The sequence below is a fragment of the Kitasatospora sp. HUAS MG31 genome, assembly GCF_040571325.1.
GTDB lineage: Bacteria > Actinomycetota > Actinomycetes > Streptomycetales > Streptomycetaceae > Kitasatospora > Kitasatospora camelliae.
In genome coordinates this window covers 343250-356730 of the sequence record NZ_CP159872.1, presented here as the reverse complement: position 1 = coordinate 356730, position 13481 = coordinate 343250, and the positions used below count along the sequence as shown (strand labels likewise).

The 13481-nt window shown below is 72.6% G+C and carries 16 protein-coding genes; 8 read left to right on the top strand and 8 right to left on the bottom strand.

The annotated features are described in order from the left end of the window. Positions 1 to 374: 374 nt before the first annotated feature. Positions 375 to 656, bottom strand: a complete 282-nt coding sequence (locus ABWK59_RS01685) for a pyrimidine/purine nucleoside phosphorylase (protein WP_354637436.1) — start codon at positions 654 to 656, stop codon at positions 375 to 377. A 466-nt stretch (positions 657 to 1122) separates the two neighbouring features. Here ABWK59_RS01685 and ABWK59_RS01680 point away from each other — a divergent pair, with 466 nt between their 5' ends. Further along, on the top strand, positions 1123 to 2064 hold the full coding sequence (locus ABWK59_RS01680; protein WP_354637435.1) for a cysteine/serine endopeptidase inhibitor: 942 nt from the start codon (positions 1123 to 1125) through the stop codon (positions 2062 to 2064). A gap of 85 nt (positions 2065 to 2149) precedes the next feature. Here ABWK59_RS01680 and ABWK59_RS01675 read toward each other — a convergent pair whose 3' ends face one another. Continuing rightward, positions 2150 to 2941 carry a DUF4239 domain-containing protein gene (locus ABWK59_RS01675; RefSeq protein WP_354637434.1) on the bottom strand — a complete coding sequence of 264 codons (792 nt, stop codon included), beginning with the start codon at positions 2939 to 2941 and terminating at the stop codon, positions 2150 to 2152. A gap of 185 nt (positions 2942 to 3126) precedes the next feature. On the opposite strand from ABWK59_RS01675, the gene ABWK59_RS01670 reads away from it, so the two are divergent. Beyond that, complete coding sequence (locus ABWK59_RS01670; protein ID WP_354637433.1) at positions 3127 to 4623, top strand: competence protein CoiA; 1497 nt, start codon at positions 3127 to 3129, stop codon at positions 4621 to 4623. Between the two features lie 166 nt (positions 4624 to 4789). Here ABWK59_RS01670 and ABWK59_RS01665 read toward each other — a convergent pair whose 3' ends face one another. Beyond that, positions 4790 to 5515, bottom strand: a complete 726-nt coding sequence (locus ABWK59_RS01665; protein ID WP_354637432.1) for an SDR family NAD(P)-dependent oxidoreductase — start codon at positions 5513 to 5515, stop codon at positions 4790 to 4792. A 105-nt stretch (positions 5516 to 5620) separates the two neighbouring features. On the opposite strand from ABWK59_RS01665, the gene ABWK59_RS01660 reads away from it, so the two are divergent. Further along, a complete protein-coding gene (locus ABWK59_RS01660; protein WP_354637430.1) occupies positions 5621 to 6460 on the top strand; it encodes a LysR family transcriptional regulator in 840 nt (279 codons plus the stop codon). 353 nt (positions 6461 to 6813) lie between these two features. Here ABWK59_RS01660 and ABWK59_RS01655 read toward each other — a convergent pair whose 3' ends face one another. Continuing rightward, a complete protein-coding gene (locus ABWK59_RS01655) occupies positions 6814 to 7002 on the bottom strand; it encodes a hypothetical protein (RefSeq protein WP_354637429.1) in 189 nt (62 codons plus the stop codon). Positions 7003 to 7139: 137 nt separating this feature from the next. Here ABWK59_RS01655 and ABWK59_RS01650 point away from each other — a divergent pair, with 137 nt between their 5' ends. The 5 genes from ABWK59_RS01650 to ABWK59_RS01630 all read left to right on the top strand — a co-directional run bounded on the left by ABWK59_RS01650 (position 7140) and on the right by ABWK59_RS01630 (position 9926). Next, on the top strand, positions 7140 to 7523 hold the full coding sequence (locus ABWK59_RS01650; RefSeq protein ID WP_354637428.1) for a hypothetical protein: 384 nt from the start codon (positions 7140 to 7142) through the stop codon (positions 7521 to 7523). Between the two features lie 150 nt (positions 7524 to 7673). Beyond that, entirely contained in the window at positions 7674 to 8279 is a 606-nt protein-coding gene (locus ABWK59_RS01645) for a hypothetical protein (protein ID WP_354637426.1), read from the top strand. 351 nt (positions 8280 to 8630) lie between these two features. Then, positions 8631 to 9260, top strand: a complete 630-nt coding sequence (locus tag ABWK59_RS01640; protein WP_354637425.1) for a hypothetical protein — start codon at positions 8631 to 8633, stop codon at positions 9258 to 9260. Positions 9261 to 9277: 17 nt separating this feature from the next. Beyond that, complete coding sequence (locus ABWK59_RS01635) at positions 9278 to 9511, top strand: hypothetical protein (protein WP_354637424.1); 234 nt, start codon at positions 9278 to 9280, stop codon at positions 9509 to 9511. Between the two features lie 190 nt (positions 9512 to 9701). Further along, positions 9702 to 9926, top strand: coding sequence for a hypothetical protein (locus ABWK59_RS01630; RefSeq protein WP_354637423.1), 225 nt, complete (start codon positions 9702 to 9704; stop codon positions 9924 to 9926). A 28-nt stretch (positions 9927 to 9954) separates the two neighbouring features. On the opposite strand, the gene ABWK59_RS01625 is transcribed toward ABWK59_RS01630, so the two are convergent. From ABWK59_RS01625 to ABWK59_RS01610, 4 genes are all read right to left on the bottom strand, one after another. Continuing rightward, positions 9955 to 10710, bottom strand: coding sequence for a hypothetical protein (locus ABWK59_RS01625; RefSeq protein ID WP_354637421.1), 756 nt, complete (start codon positions 10708 to 10710; stop codon positions 9955 to 9957). 9 nt (positions 10711 to 10719) lie between these two features. Next, positions 10720 to 11916: an ADP-ribosylglycohydrolase family protein gene (locus tag ABWK59_RS01620; RefSeq protein ID WP_354637420.1), complete on the bottom strand. Its 1197-nt coding sequence runs from the start codon at positions 11914 to 11916 to the stop codon at positions 10720 to 10722. 203 nt (positions 11917 to 12119) lie between these two features. Beyond that, entirely contained in the window at positions 12120 to 13022 is a 903-nt protein-coding gene (locus ABWK59_RS01615; protein ID WP_354637419.1) for a phosphotransferase, read from the bottom strand. A 33-nt stretch (positions 13023 to 13055) separates the two neighbouring features. Then, positions 13056 to 13250 (bottom strand): hypothetical protein, encoded by a 195-nt coding sequence (locus ABWK59_RS01610; protein ID WP_354637418.1) that lies wholly within the window; start codon positions 13248 to 13250, stop codon positions 13056 to 13058. Between the last annotated feature and the right edge of the window lie 231 nt (positions 13251 to 13481).

Genomic DNA, 13481 nt, shown 5'->3' with positions numbered 1-13481 from the left:
ACCTATCAGTAGATGATCATATTTGGCACCTCGTTATCGAGGCGCGGACGGGCCCCCGGTCGGGGGTGCGGGGCGAGCGCGTGGAGTGGAGCCCCTGTTGGGAGCGGATGGACGCGCGGGTCACCGGATTCCTGCGGCACCGCGCAGGTGTTGTCCTGGCGCTACTCGTAGCAACCACGGTCTTGGGCGTAGGGCCGGCGAGACGCCGGGGGTAATGGAGTTGATCAGGTGACGTCGGGGTTCGGCTGACGCGCGACGGTCCGTCCTGCCGTTCGGCGGCGCGTCGGTTGCCGGCGCTCGCCGGGGGAGCTGAGGGGCCTCGTGTCCTCGCCACCACCCCGCAGCCCTCCGGCAGCGGGGTGGCGGGGTCGGGGTCAGCGGTATTCGCAGAGGTAGGCGGTGTCGACGTCGACCTTGAGGTGGAAGGTGCTGTCGCCCGGGACGTCGAAGCGGGTGCCGGCGGCGAAGGTCTCCCAGCTGTCGGCGCCGGGCAGCTTGACGGTCAGGGCGCCGCTGATCACGTGCATGGTCTCCGCGCCGGCGGTGTCGAACGTGTACTCGCCGGGGGCCATGACGCCGATGGTCGCCGGCCCGTTCTCCTGCTTGAAGGCGATCGACTTGACCGTGCCGTCGAAGTACTCGTTGACCTTGAACATGGGCATTTCCTCGGGGAACGGGCGGGAACGAGCGGGGCTGCTCGCCGCGTGCGGGGTGTCGGCAGGGGAAAGCTACCGGTGGCGCCGTCGTGGCCGGTGAGCCGTCTCGCTCCGCGAACTCGATCAGCGGCAGGCCCGACCGTGCCGGCGGCCGGCGAACACCGGGAGGCCGCCGGGGCCGGTTTCCGGTGAAGGCGACCCGCCTTGTGGCGAACTTAACGGCGGCATAAGGGTGCTCCGTCCACACGAGACCTGCGGCGCCGGCCTCGGCGCCGCCCCCGGCCGCCGTGACCTGCGGAAACCTCGGCGATCGGGCGCCGGATCGGTGCGGTGTGCCCAAGCCGACCGCGGCGGCGGGGCGTTGACCGGGTGGGCCGGGTTCGTTACTGATGATGCCCAGTCAGTCGAGGCTGGGTGCGGACCCGCCGGCACGACGAGACGCCATCTCCATCCCCCAGGAGGACGTGTGCACTCCGCTCCCAAACGGATACGCCGGCGGTGGATCGCCGCCCTGGTCGGCGCCCTGATGCTCACGGTGTTCGGCATCGGATCGGCGCTGGCCTCGATCCCGATCGGCCAGTCCAGGACCGGCAAGATGACCTGGTACGACGACGCCGGCTTCGGCGCCTGCGGTACGGCGATCAACGCGGCCTCCGAGGACTTGGTCGCCGTCTCCACCTCCTGGTGGACATCGGCGAACCCGAACAACGACGACCTCTGCAAGGGCATCTCGGTGGAGGTCTCCTCCAACGGCAGGACGATCACCGTCCCGGTCAAGGACAAGTGCCCGTCCTGCAGCGCCGAGCACATCGACCTCAGCAAGACCGCCTTCCAGAAGCTCGCCGACCTGAACCTCGGCGTGGTCTCCGGGATCACGTGGAAGTTCGTCAACTCCGGCGGTTCCGGTTCCGGTTCCGGCGGTGGCGGTGGCGGTGGCGGTGGCGGCGGTGGTTCGACCACCCTGCCCGCCCCTGCCGGGCTGCGGGCCACCGGCACCACCGCCAGCAGCGTCTCGCTCGCCTGGACGGCCGTCTCCGGCGCCTCGTCGTACACCGTCTACCGCGGCGGCACCAAGGTCGGCACGGCCTCCGGCGCCTCCTACACCGACACCGGGCTCACCGCCGGCACCGGGTACCGCTACACCGTCGCCGCGGTCGACTCGGCGGGCAAGGCGGGCACCCAGTCCGCCGCCCTCACCGCGACCGCCACCACCGGCGGTGGCGGTGGCGGAGGTGGGGGAGGCGGCGGGACGGCATGCCCGGCGGCCTGGAGTTCCACCAGGTCGTACGTGCCCGGCGAGACCGTCGCCCACGTGGGCCACAGGTACACCGCCCTCTACTACTCCACCGGTGCAGCGCCGAACGACCCCGGTTCCTGGGCCGTCTGGCGCGACGACGGTACTTGCTGAGCGGATCCGCTGACGCCACACGCCGCGGGGCTCCCGCCCGGCTCCGTCCGGGGGAGTCCCGCGGCAGGCGTGTGCGGCCGCCGCTTCACCGGGTCCAGTACCGGGACAGGGCTCCTTCACGGTACGGGGCGGGGCTGACGCTGAGGTCCCCGGAGAAGGGGCGGTCCAGGACGAAGACCAGCAGCAGGCTGAAGCCGACGAGCCCGGCGACCGAGGCGACGAACAGCACCTGGACCCTCAGCTTGCGCAGGCCGTAGAGGAACGTGAGCGGGATCAGGACCAGGGCACCGCCGAAGGCCAGGGCCTGGAGCAGCGGGGGCAGTTCCTGGCGTGCCATGGTGATGCGGGCGCGGCGCTGGGAGGCGACGTCGTTGAGGTGGTCGACGGCCTGCTCGTAGAAGACCTGCTCCGCCTGGCCCTGCGGGTTGTACTCCTGGAGCACGCGGAACGCGTCCTGGAGGTGGGCCTCGGTGGCCTCGTAGCTGGGATTCCCCGCGCGCATCCGGGGCCACTGGTCCTCGACGACGGCGTGGACGTAACCGCTCATGGCCGCGTCGAGACGGGCACGCACCGGGTCCGGGAACGCGGCGGCGTCCCGGGCGATGAGCGCAGTGTCGGTGGCCTCGGAGGCCACGATGGTCTGGGTGGCCTCCAACTGCGTCCACAGGGTGACGATCACGAACGCGAGGATGATCCCGTAGATGGCGCCGAACATCCCCAGCGTCACGCCGACCATGTCGTTGTGCTCTCCGCCGGCCAGCGACGGATATCTGCGGCGCAGCAGCAGACTGCCGGTGACGGCGAAGAGAATCGTTCCACCCACGGCGACGACGGCCAGCGTGAAGGTGCTGAAGTTGTTGAGCAGCCAGAGCGACATGTGCGGGGAGTCTAGGCCGGTCCGACGCCCCCGGAATCGCAGCTCCCAAGGGCCACCACGGGCGTACGCGCAGACATTCACACCACCGAGTGACCCGCCCGCCCGCCCGGTGGCCCAGTCCGAACCTGAGTGTCTGTCAGATCATCTTGCGATACTGGCCTTCTCGCCGAGAGCAGGGGGAGCCGATGGCGTTTCGTGCCGTACACGCACAGTGGGGGACCGTCTTCGCGCACCTGCCGGATCTCGGCTGCGGACGCGCCTGGGAGCAGGTGTGGAAGGCCCGCCCGTCGGCGCCGCTGGCGTGCGACGCGTGCGGACACGGCATGCATGCGAAGACCTCCCGCACCGGCCTGCGGTTCTTCGCGCACGCCCCGGGCGCCCCCACCTGTGCGCTCGGCCTGGAGTCCGTCGCCCACCACCTGCTGAAGCTGGAGCTGGCGAACGCGGCCCGCGACGCCGGCGCCCACGCCGAGCTCGAAGCCCGCGGCCCGGACGGTACCTGGCGGGCCGACGTGCTGGCCCGCGACCCCGCCGGGGCGTGGGCGATGGCCTTGGAGGCGCAGCTCGCCCCGATCACCGACGCCGACATCACCGCCCGGACCGAGCGGATGCGGGCCGACGGGGTCGCCTCGATCTGGTTCAGCGACCGTCCCCGCCCCTCCTGGCTGGGTACCGTCCCCTCCGTCCGCCTGGAGAGGGCCGAAGGCGAGGGGCCGCTGGCCATAGCCGAGGGGCTGGTGAGGTTCGACGAGCCCGGGTGGGAGGCGGTGCCGGCCACGCTGCCCCGGTTCCTCGCCTGGGCGTTCGCCCGCCGCATCGTCCCGCACGCCCCGCGCACCCACCTGCGGTACCCGCAGCGGGCGCTCGCCACGGTGTGGACGGCGCCGCAGTACGTCGCGGCCGAGACCGCGCACCTGGAGGAGGAGGAACGACGGCAGCGCGTCGACGACGCCCGCCGGGCGGCGCGGCAACAGGCGAGGGAGAAACGGCGGGAGGGGATCCGCGCCAGGAACGCGGTCACCCGGGCCAAGGCCCTGGCCGAGGCGACCGCCGCCGAACTGGACGCCCGCACGCGGCCACCCGGCCGGCTCTGGCAGGTCGCCCGGGTCTTCCGCCTCGGTGTCGGCGAAGCCCTGGCCAAGCTGGCCGAGGAGCACGGCATCACCGCGACCGTGGGGCTCAGCACGGGCGACCCGCGGTACGCCGGTGGCGTCCCCCTCGTCGATGAACACGGTGTCCCGGCCGCCGTCTTCGACCCCGAGCCCGCCCGCGTCCGCGGGGAGGCTTTCCTCCTGCTGGCCGGGATGCTGCTGATCTTCCCGAACGAGGCCGGCCGGCGCCGGTTCGAGAACGCGTCGAACATCAGGAAGAAGCACCGGCCGCTCGACGGCTACCGCATCGAGGTCCTCGACACCCCGGCGGCCGGTCCCGCCCGTGGCCACCGCACGGTGGTGGGGCCGTACGGCGAGGTGCAGCCTCAGGTCCGCGCCTGGGGCGCTCGCGCCTGCACCTGCGCCACACCGCGGCTCGTCGCGCGGATCCAGAACGCGGAGTACCCGGCCGAGCCCAGCGACCTGATGGCACCCTCCGCCGCCCTCTTCCGCGCGGAGTGCCGGACCTGCGGTAGCCGGTACGACAAACCGTGGCGCCGCACCGGCAGGGTCCCCCTTCCCCGCCGGTGACCCCGCGCCCGCGTCGGTTGAGCCGGCCGGCCCCTGACCCGACCGGTCGGTACTCTTCGTCGACGTCACACACCACGATGAACAGCGGTGGCCGTCCCGTCTCTCCAGCCCCTCCCACCCCACCGGCAACGAACACCAGCCGGACCATCAGGGGCCGGCGAGCCTGTCACCAGGGCACTGTTCCACCGTCGTCGAAGAATCCGCCGGTCGGTCCGTCGTCGGGCAGGGTCGCGAGGTGAATCGCGATCGCCGCGCCCTGGTGGGGAGTGCGGACGCCCTGGAAGCCGTTGAGGTCGGTGGCGGTGAAGCCGGGACAGCCGGAGTTGATCAGGATGTTGGTCTCGCTCAGTTCCTTGGCATATTGGACGGTGACGGCGTTGAGGAAGGTCTTGGACGCCAAGTACGCAGCGGGAACCGGGCCCATGTCGATGCCGGGCGTGGTCTGCAGGACGAGCGAGCCCACGCTGCTGGACATGTTCACGATCCGCGGCGATGCCGAGCCGCGCAGCATGGGCAGCATCGCGTTGGTGACGCGGATGACCCCGATCACGTTGGTTTCCACGACGGCTCGTACGGTCGCGGGATCGACCGTGGTGGGCGTCTGCGGCATACCGCCGGTGATCGCGGCGTTGTTGACCAGGACGTCGAGCCCTCCGGCGCGGTCGGCGATCAGCTCGGCCGCGGCGGCCACACTTGCGTCGTCCGCCACGTCGAGCGGAACGCCGAACGCGTCGGTCCCTGCTGCGCGCAGCTTCTCCACCGCGGTGTCGCGGCGCTGTTGATCCCGCGCGCCCACGCCTATGCGCCAGCCGAGGGCGCCCAGGCCCGCCGCGATCTCGTATCCGATCCCCTTGTTCGCACCGGTCACCAGCGCGATCCTCTGTTCACTCATGTCATCAAGCGTGGTGCGGGCTCGGGTGGGACGTCCAAGACCGACTGGGTGGGCGGCGATACCGCACGGGTATCGGTCGTGGTGAGCGCCGGATACGATGACGCGGTGGAGACCCGGGAGTTGCGATACTTCGTCGCCGTCGCGGAGGAGTTGCATTTCGGGCGGGCGGCGCAGCGGCTCGCCATGGCGCAACCACCGCTGTCGCGGGCGATCCAGCAGCTCGAGCGGCGGCTCGGCGTGGTTCTGCTGCACCGCACTGCTCGCGCAGTCGCCTTGACCGAGGCCGGGTCGGTGCTTCTGCGGGAGGCCCGGGTCGCACTCGACGCGGTCGAAGCCGCCGAGCGCCGCACCCGCCGCGCAGCCGCCGGACCGCCCGGTGTGGTGCTGGCCACGAAAGCCGGAGCGTCCAGCGAACTGTTGTCGAAGCTGCTGGACGCCTACGCCGCCGAGCCCGGCGCGGTCGCCGTCGAGGTGATGCTGTGCGGGCCCGGCGAGCAGGAAGGGCTGCTGCGCGACGGGCGTGCCGACGTTGCTCTGCTCCAGCGGCCCTTCGACACGACGGCCGGACTCGACACCGAGGACCTGCACACCGAGCAGCAGGTCGTGGTCCTGCCCGCGGGGCACCCCTTGGCCAACCGACCCCGGATGTCGATGGCCGAGGTCACCACCCTGACGGACCTGCCCCTGCCACGCTGGCCTCGACGGGGCGGGGGCTATCCGGACGGACCTGGCCCGCAGGTGCGCGACCACACCCAGCTGTTCCAGCTGATCGCGCTCGGACGGGCCTGCGCGGTCGTGCCCGAGTCCCTCCGAGCCCACCTGCGGGACGGTCATGCGACGGTGCCGGTGCCGGACGCGCCGGCTGTCACGACCGTCATCGCCTGGCCACCACACAGCAGATCCAAAGCCGTCGCCGACCTCGTCCGCACCGCGACACGCCTCTAGCGAAGGTTCAGCCGGGCCGGGCCGAGCTCGGCAGGACCGTGCCGATTGGCGGGCCTACGTCGTTGTGTCACCGAGCATCGCCGAGGCGGTGCGAAAGGTCGCCCCCACTGGCTGGATCCCCCGCCGGCCGGTGGGGGCGAACAGGTCGGCGGCGGAGCCAGCCGCCGTGGACCAGTGAGCTGCCCACCACCCGTGTGGCGGCCTGGCCCTCTCCAACCGCAGCTGAGCCCGCTGCGTAAAATGCTGTCCGGGGCCGCCGAGAGGTCGTGCTTCCCCGGTGGGAGACTGGTGGCGCCGGCCATGCCAGGCAGGGGGAGAACGCGGAACACGGGGGACCAACTCATCGCACGCCATCACCGACGCCGGGCGTTCCTGGCCGCGCTGCTGGGCGCGGCCGTCCTCACCGCCTCCGGCTGCTCGATCACGATCGGCGCCTCCGACGGACCGGGCCCGTCCGCCACGGCCACCGCCAGCGCCACCGCGACCAAGCGCCCGCTGCCGGCCGACGGCATCGTTCCGGTGGCCGGGGCCGACCTCTGCACGCTCCTGGGGCCCGACTTCCTCGGCCGGTACGCGCCCGGCCACACGCGGGACAACCTGCCGTCGAACCCGTTCACCCGTCCCGAGTACCGGCTCCTGAGCACCGGTCAGGGCGGCACCGGCCCGGAACTGTCCGCCGGTGGATGCCAGGTCAGCTCCGAGAACGGGCCTGGGCGGCCTCAGGGTCTCCCTCACCCGTGAACTGCCGGGGCCGAACACCAGCAGGTCACCGGAGGACCGCTGCGCCCTGATCGCCAAGGCCCGGTACGACCGGGAGGCCGCCCAAACCCCGTCCTTGGCGCCCGACTTCACCTTCGAGGACATGCCAGCCCTCGGCCCCGGCGGCTTCCGCGAGCTCGAGGTCCGGGACGGGAGAGTCCTGATGGCCAGGGTCCAGGGCTGCCACGGCGCCGACTGGATCACGGTCTCGATCGTCCCCGGCCCGAGCAGCGACAGCGGCAAGGCCGTGAACGACGTGGTGGCGGCGCTACAGGACATCTACCGCCGCCTGGGCGACGCCTAGCGCGTCTCCCGCCTGGCCCGTACGGCGATCTGGGCCCGGTGCCGGTCGCTGGGAGTGCCGGATCATCGGCGTTGCGCGGGGTGGGCCGAGTTGGGAGCCGAGCACGAGTGCGTCCGGACATGACCGCCTTCGGTCGCCCGAAGGTAAAATATGTGCAAAGTCGCGGGATGGTTCGCCGGATTGCCCCTCTTCCCCTATGAACGCGCGGGCGCACCGGTCGTCCGCCGTCACCACCGAACTCAGGACGGTCCCGTGAACGATCTGCCCATATCGCCCCTCCGCGCTCTGCCGGACGGGAACGCCGAACTCCGCGTCGTCCTCACACTGAGCTGGAACGACGTCGCGTCCCTCGGACGGGAAGCCGGCAGGTTGGCCACCCGCCTGCAGCGCACGGTCAGCCTGGACGAGGCCGCCAGCCACGTACTGAGCGCCCGGCCGGAGTCCGCCGCGCTTGCACCGGAGTCCGCCGCGCTCGCACCGGAATCCGCGGCGCTCGCACGGGGACGGGGCAACCCGGCGCTGGAGAAGCCCGCCGCGGCCGTGCCCCCGCAGATGGAACAGGGCCGGCAGAGTACCGAGTTGATGATGCGGCCGGCCGTCTCCCCGACCTCCTCGGCCCCGGCGAACGCGACGACCGCGGCAAACGGTGCGAACGGTGCGAACGCCGCGGATCCCGCGGCGGCCATCCGGCCCGACGCGGCCGCTGCCCCGAGCCGGCCGACCGTGGCGACACCCGCCACGGCTCCGGCCGCCTGACCGCTCCCGTGCGGCGGCCCGGCGCCTGTCCCGGCCTCGGCGCCGCCGCAGGCGCGCGGCAGGTCACCAGCGGCGTCGGCGCGCCCGTGACGGCGCTGGCGTGCGTCCCGGCCGGGGTCGCGTGCTCAGGATGCGTCCCCCGCCCGCAGTGCGAGCGCAACGACCTCTCGCCGCCCCTCGCCGGGACCGGGTCCCCGACTCGCAGGCCCCGTGGGTGGGTGGGCTGCGACCCCGGAACAAGCCCGTCCTCAGCGGTTTCGAGCCGGTACGCCGGGCTGCTCTGTATTCGGAGCGTCTCGCGGCGTCAGCATGTCCCCAAGGCACGTATCCATCCGCCGGAAGGACATGACCTTGATCCGCAAGACAGCCTTGGCGATGGCCGCGTTCACGTTGCTCGCCGTACCGATGGCGGGGACGGCGAGCGCCGCGACCACCTCGCCCTTGCCCTCGCCCGCCGCCTCGGCCGGGCCGGTGCCGGGCGCGGAGCCGCAGGGGAGCGTCGTCCAGCACTGGGGCTTCGACGGCACCAAGGAGTGGCACAGCGAGCTCCTGGACGCCACCACGGCGCGGAACAACGACCCCGCCGCGTTCGCCCCCGCGCCGACGACGTCCGAGACCCCCGGTGCGGTGGCCCAGGGGCCGTGGACCTGCTCGACGTGGGCCCGGCCCACCGTGAAGGCCTCGGGTGGCCTCTCCTCCAGCAGCCACTCGATCTGCTCCGGTGACTTCCTGTACCACTACACCAGGGGCCAGTTCCTGCGCTCCTCCTGGTCCGGGCCCCGCCCCTACACCGGCTGGACCAACGGCCCGAGCCAGTACTCGCCCCACCAGGTCGACGACGTCCTGTGGTACATCGGCTGCCCCGGGGGCGGCACGTACAACTACAACCTGCAGGTCCAGAGCCACCTGGTGGACACCAGGGGCGACCACGGAGGACCGTACGAGGTGGGCGCCTACGTCCGGGCCGCCTGCGGAACCTGACGACAGGACACATCGCCATGCCCAAGCTGCTGGACCTGCTCCTCCCGGTGATCGACGGGATCGTCCACCGCCTGTCCCCGCCGTCCGAGCGGGGGACGTTCTCCCACCGGCCCGGGCAGCAACGCTCCACCAGCACCTGGGCGGACCACTACCGGACCTGGCGCGGCAGCCGGTCGGCCGACCTGCGTCGGCCCACCGCGACCCGGATGCAGCCCGGCGACCTCCCCCCGGACGTCCGACCGCCCAGGTAGCGCGGCACGGTGGTGGGCAGGTGTCGTACCTGCCCACCACCCCGGGCTGCCTCGGCGTCCTGCTGTCGGTTGCGGCAAGCCCTCCACGCGGACGCCGGATGCCGGATGCGCCGGGCCCAGCCGGGTCGTACACGACGGCCAATCGCTGGGAGCAGGCTCCCGGCCGAGCAGGGGATGAGGGAGCAGAGCAGTGGCACAGCGAGGGCGTGAGGTCGAAGCGTTCACCAGCTTCTGCGCGGGCTTGGCGACCGTCCTGCTCGTCTGGCTGGCCCTGGCCGGGCTCAATGAGGTCGTCTCGGCCGATGGCGGCTGGAGGGCCGTTGGCTATGTGATCACCGGAGCATCGGGTGCGGCCTTCACCGTAGGCACCTACCGATGGCTGCACAACCGCTCGCCCGGCGACGGATCCCGTTGATCGCCGCCGAGCCGACGGGGGCGAGCGGTCAGCGGTCGGCGAGGTGGTGGGAGGTGCGGTAGACCTCCTGGAGCTGGGCGGTGGTGAGGCGTCGGGCTTCCCAGATGACGGCGGCCACGTACGCGGCCCGGGAGTGGAGCGGCGGCAGGTCGTCCGGGAGGCGGATGCCGCCGAGTGCGGCCAGGTCGGGGGCAGGGATGCCGAGCACACCCGCGAAGCCGGCCACCAGCTCGGGGGTCGCGTCGACGGTGCCGTCGCCCACCCCGCCGATCGTCGACGCCGAGAGGTAGATCCGCCCGCCGGTCACCGCGTACAGGGCCCTGGCCGTGCACATCCAGGTGAGGTTCCGACTGTGCGTGAGCTGTAGGAGCACCGCGCCGAAGCCCGGCTCGTACCGGTGGTAGGGGCGGTCGATCCCGCCGCGCCCCTTCCGCCGTACCACGGGCTGCGCCCGGATCGCGTCCAGCAGCGGGCGCCGCATCTCGGCGGGCATGACCATCATGTTGTAGACGACGCGGCTGACCGACCAGTTCGGGTTGCGGGTGACCGGGGTCAGGTCGTCGGGGACCGGCTGTCCGGCCAGGACGAACAGGTCGGCGGCGTGCAGGCCGAGCACCGGTCCGAGGTCCCTGAGCAGCCGTCCGGTCGGCGGCCGCCCGGCGAGCACGGCCTGCAGCTCCTCCGGGTCGGCGCCGGCCGCCGCCGGGAGCGCGGCGGCCCCGAGCGTCCGGTGGTGCATCAGGCGCTCCAGCAGCGCACCGAACTCCAGCACTCCTTCTGTCATTCCATCAGCTTATCGACCTGCGCGGCGGCCGCGGCGGGGTCTCAGAGCCGTCGGAGCAGATCGTGGAGGAGCGGTTCGGCTGTGGCGTCCGGCCGGAGGGTGGGACGGGACTCCCGGTCGGCGTCGACGGGGCGCCAACCACCGCGTACCGGCCCGATCCGCACCGCGAACACACCGTGGCCGCTGCCCGCGCGGTGCAGGTGAAGGACGCCTTCGGCGGTGTGGCAGATCCAGTCCCACGTCGGCGGGGACGGTGGCCGGGCGAGGGCGCCGGATGGGGGTGAGGTGCCGGTGCCCGTCGGCGGTGGCGACGCTGCCCGGGGGTGGGGTCGCCCAGGCGGGCAGCGGTTCGCGGGCGGCCAGCCAGTCGGCAGGGATGCCGGTGGTGCCGGTGCGGGCCGCCACGATGCCGCCGACGATCGCGGCGGTGGTGTCCACGTCGCCCCCGGCCGAGATGGCCGTCCAGATCGCCTGCGGGTAGTCGTCGAGGTGCCGAGCCGCGGTCCAGAGCGCGAACGGGACGGTGTCCAGGGCGGTGACCCGGCTACCGTTGCCGAGCAGGGCGGCGACCGCGTGATGGTCGTCGATGTCGAGCAGTCCGGCGGCCTCGCCGATCGCGTCGCGCACTGGGCCCGCCGGGGTGAGCGCGGTGACCGCGCGGAGGAGCGCGGCCCCGGTGGTGGGGACGGTCCGGGCGCGGGCGGCGACCGCGGCGGCGACGGCCACCGCGACCGCGCCGGCCACGGCCTGCGGATGGGTGTGAGTGATGAGGGCGGTGGCGGCCGCAGGTTCGACGGCGGCTGCCGGGTCGGCGGCGTGGGCGGCACCGAGCGGGGCGGTCCGCATGGCCGCGCCGTTACCCAACGACCCCTGCCCGTCGAAGAGTTCTGCAGCGAGTACGCGGGCGTCGCCGCCTTCGCGGATCAGCCGGAGCAACCGTCCCGCGGCCGGGCCGTAGCCGCGGTCGAAGTCCTGTCGGCGGGCGAAGGCGTGGGTGAGGTCGAAGCTGTCGATCCGGCCGCGTTCGGTCTGCGCGGCGTGCACCGAGCAGGCCATCTCGGTGTCGTCGGTCCACGGCCAGGGAGCCGGCGGGGCCTGGCGGCGGGCGAGGTACGGACGGTTGTCGGGGACGAAGAACTGGGCGCCGAGGGCGTCGCCGACGGACAGGCCGTGCAGGGAGTCCAGGGCGGGATTGGAAGGGATCATCGCGGGCCAGTCTGGCAGCTCGGCCGTCCGGGCCCAGGGGAATTAGCGCGCCTGCTCGTGGAATCCGGGCTCCCGCTCGTCGCTGAACGGCTCGGCAGCCAGCGGTGCCCGTTGCCGGCGGCCGCGCAGGTGCTTCGGTACGGAGGTGATGTCACCGGAGGTCCTGGAGACGGGCGGCACCGCAGGAGGCCCCGCCGACCGGGTCAGAGAATGTGCCACCGCTGACGGTGGTCACCGGCGTGAAGGCCGGCGATGCGGTGACGGATCTCCAGAAGGGTGTCCGTCCCGTGCGCGGCCCGTTTGGCGTTGGTCGTGATCATCCGGAGCTCGCGGAGCGCGGCGAGAGGGGCGTAACCGTCCCAGGTGGTGATGTCGAGGCCGTACCTGGCGGCGAATTGCGCGTAGTGGTCGTGACCGTAGCCGAAGCGCCGGCAGTGGATCTCTACCGTGACCAGGTCCAGTTCGGGTTGTCCGAAGGCGGCGGTGTCCCAATCGCACAGCACCGCGCCGCCATCGCGCGTGTGAAGAGCGTTGCGGTGCTGGGGGTCACCTTGGACAACCGCCGGGGGCAGCAGGTAGGTGACCTCGGCGAGGTCGGCTTCGAGCCGGTCGAGTCGAAGGCCGAGGAAGGCACGCTCTTCGTCGGTGAGAGCGACAGTGACCGCCAGCGACCGTCGGATGGCGGTGACGGTGTCGACCGCTGGCAACTGCACGGGTGGTTCGGTGAACTGATGCAGTGAGCGGAGGGGAGCGGCGAGCTGCTCGGCCGCCACCGGGTGGTCGGGCTGCGGGAGGTGGGCCCAGAAGGTGGCGTAGTGACCGCCGACCTCGACCGGCTGGCGCACCGGATGGAGGCCCACGGTGGGGAAGCCCTGCTCGATGAGCCACCTGACCAGGTGGACCGTCCGGTGAACGGACTCTCGCGAGGTGCCGCGGCGGGCGATCTTGACGACGACCGGGTCGGCGGCCAGGCGGTAGACGGCATGGGTGTGGCCCCGCAGGAGGACCGCGCCGTCGGGGTTCAGGCCGGCTGTGCCGCAAGCCCGTTCGAGGAGGGTGATCAGGTCCGCGGCGGTAAAGCCGCCGGCTGGGACTGCGGTGGTCATGATGGCCAGGGTTGCTCATCGCGCGGGCCGGTGTCACCCCTGCCCGGCGGGCAGGGCGAGAAGTTTGCCGAGCTGACGGGCGGCGCGTCCGGATCGGAGCTGCGTCGGGAGTCCGACGATGACATCGCGGGCACGGGTGCCGAGGATCGCCGTTCGGTGGGGCTCGGGTACCTCGCTGTACGCCTGAACGGCCAGGTGCAGGGCGTCGGTGGGGCTGCGCCCGTGCACCAGGCACATGGCCTGCTCGAGGAGCAGCAGCGCGGGGTCGATGCCGCTGCCGTCGGGGTAGAGGGCGAGCGCCTGCTGCTGGGCATGGCGGGCCTCGATCAGCGGCGTGAGGGCGGCTCGGCGGCCGGACAGCGCGTCTGGATCGGCAGCGAGGACGGGCCGGGCTGGGACCTGCCATCTGAACCCACGAGGGGCTCCCCGGGTGGCGCGAAGCGTCGTACCGCACCCGTG

Excerpts from the sequence above, each read along its gene's own strand:
- ABWK59_RS01670 (WP_354637433.1), top strand. The coding sequence starts at position 3,127 with ATGGCGTTTCGTGCCGTACACGCACAGTGGGGGACCGTCTTCGCGCAC.
- ABWK59_RS01645 (WP_354637426.1), top strand. The coding sequence starts at position 7,674 with ATGTGCAAAGTCGCGGGATGGTTCGCCGGATTGCCCCTCTTCCCCTAT.
- ABWK59_RS01615 (WP_354637419.1), bottom strand. The coding sequence starts at position 13,022 with ATGACCACCGCAGTCCCAGCCGGCGGCTTTACCGCCGCGGACCTGATC.
- ABWK59_RS01625 (WP_354637421.1), bottom strand. The coding sequence starts at position 10,710 with ATGACAGAAGGAGTGCTGGAGTTCGGTGCGCTGCTGGAGCGCCTGATG.
- ABWK59_RS01620 (WP_354637420.1), bottom strand. The coding sequence starts at position 11,916 with ATGATCCCTTCCAATCCCGCCCTGGACTCCCTGCACGGCCTGTCCGTC.
- ABWK59_RS01685 (WP_354637436.1), bottom strand. The coding sequence starts at position 656 with ATGTTCAAGGTCAACGAGTACTTCGACGGCACGGTCAAGTCGATCGCC.
- ABWK59_RS01665 (WP_354637432.1), bottom strand. The coding sequence starts at position 5,515 with ATGAGTGAACAGAGGATCGCGCTGGTGACCGGTGCGAACAAGGGGATC.
- ABWK59_RS01675 (WP_354637434.1), bottom strand. The coding sequence starts at position 2,941 with ATGTCGCTCTGGCTGCTCAACAACTTCAGCACCTTCACGCTGGCCGTC.
- ABWK59_RS01635 (WP_354637424.1), top strand. The coding sequence starts at position 9,278 with ATGCCCAAGCTGCTGGACCTGCTCCTCCCGGTGATCGACGGGATCGTC.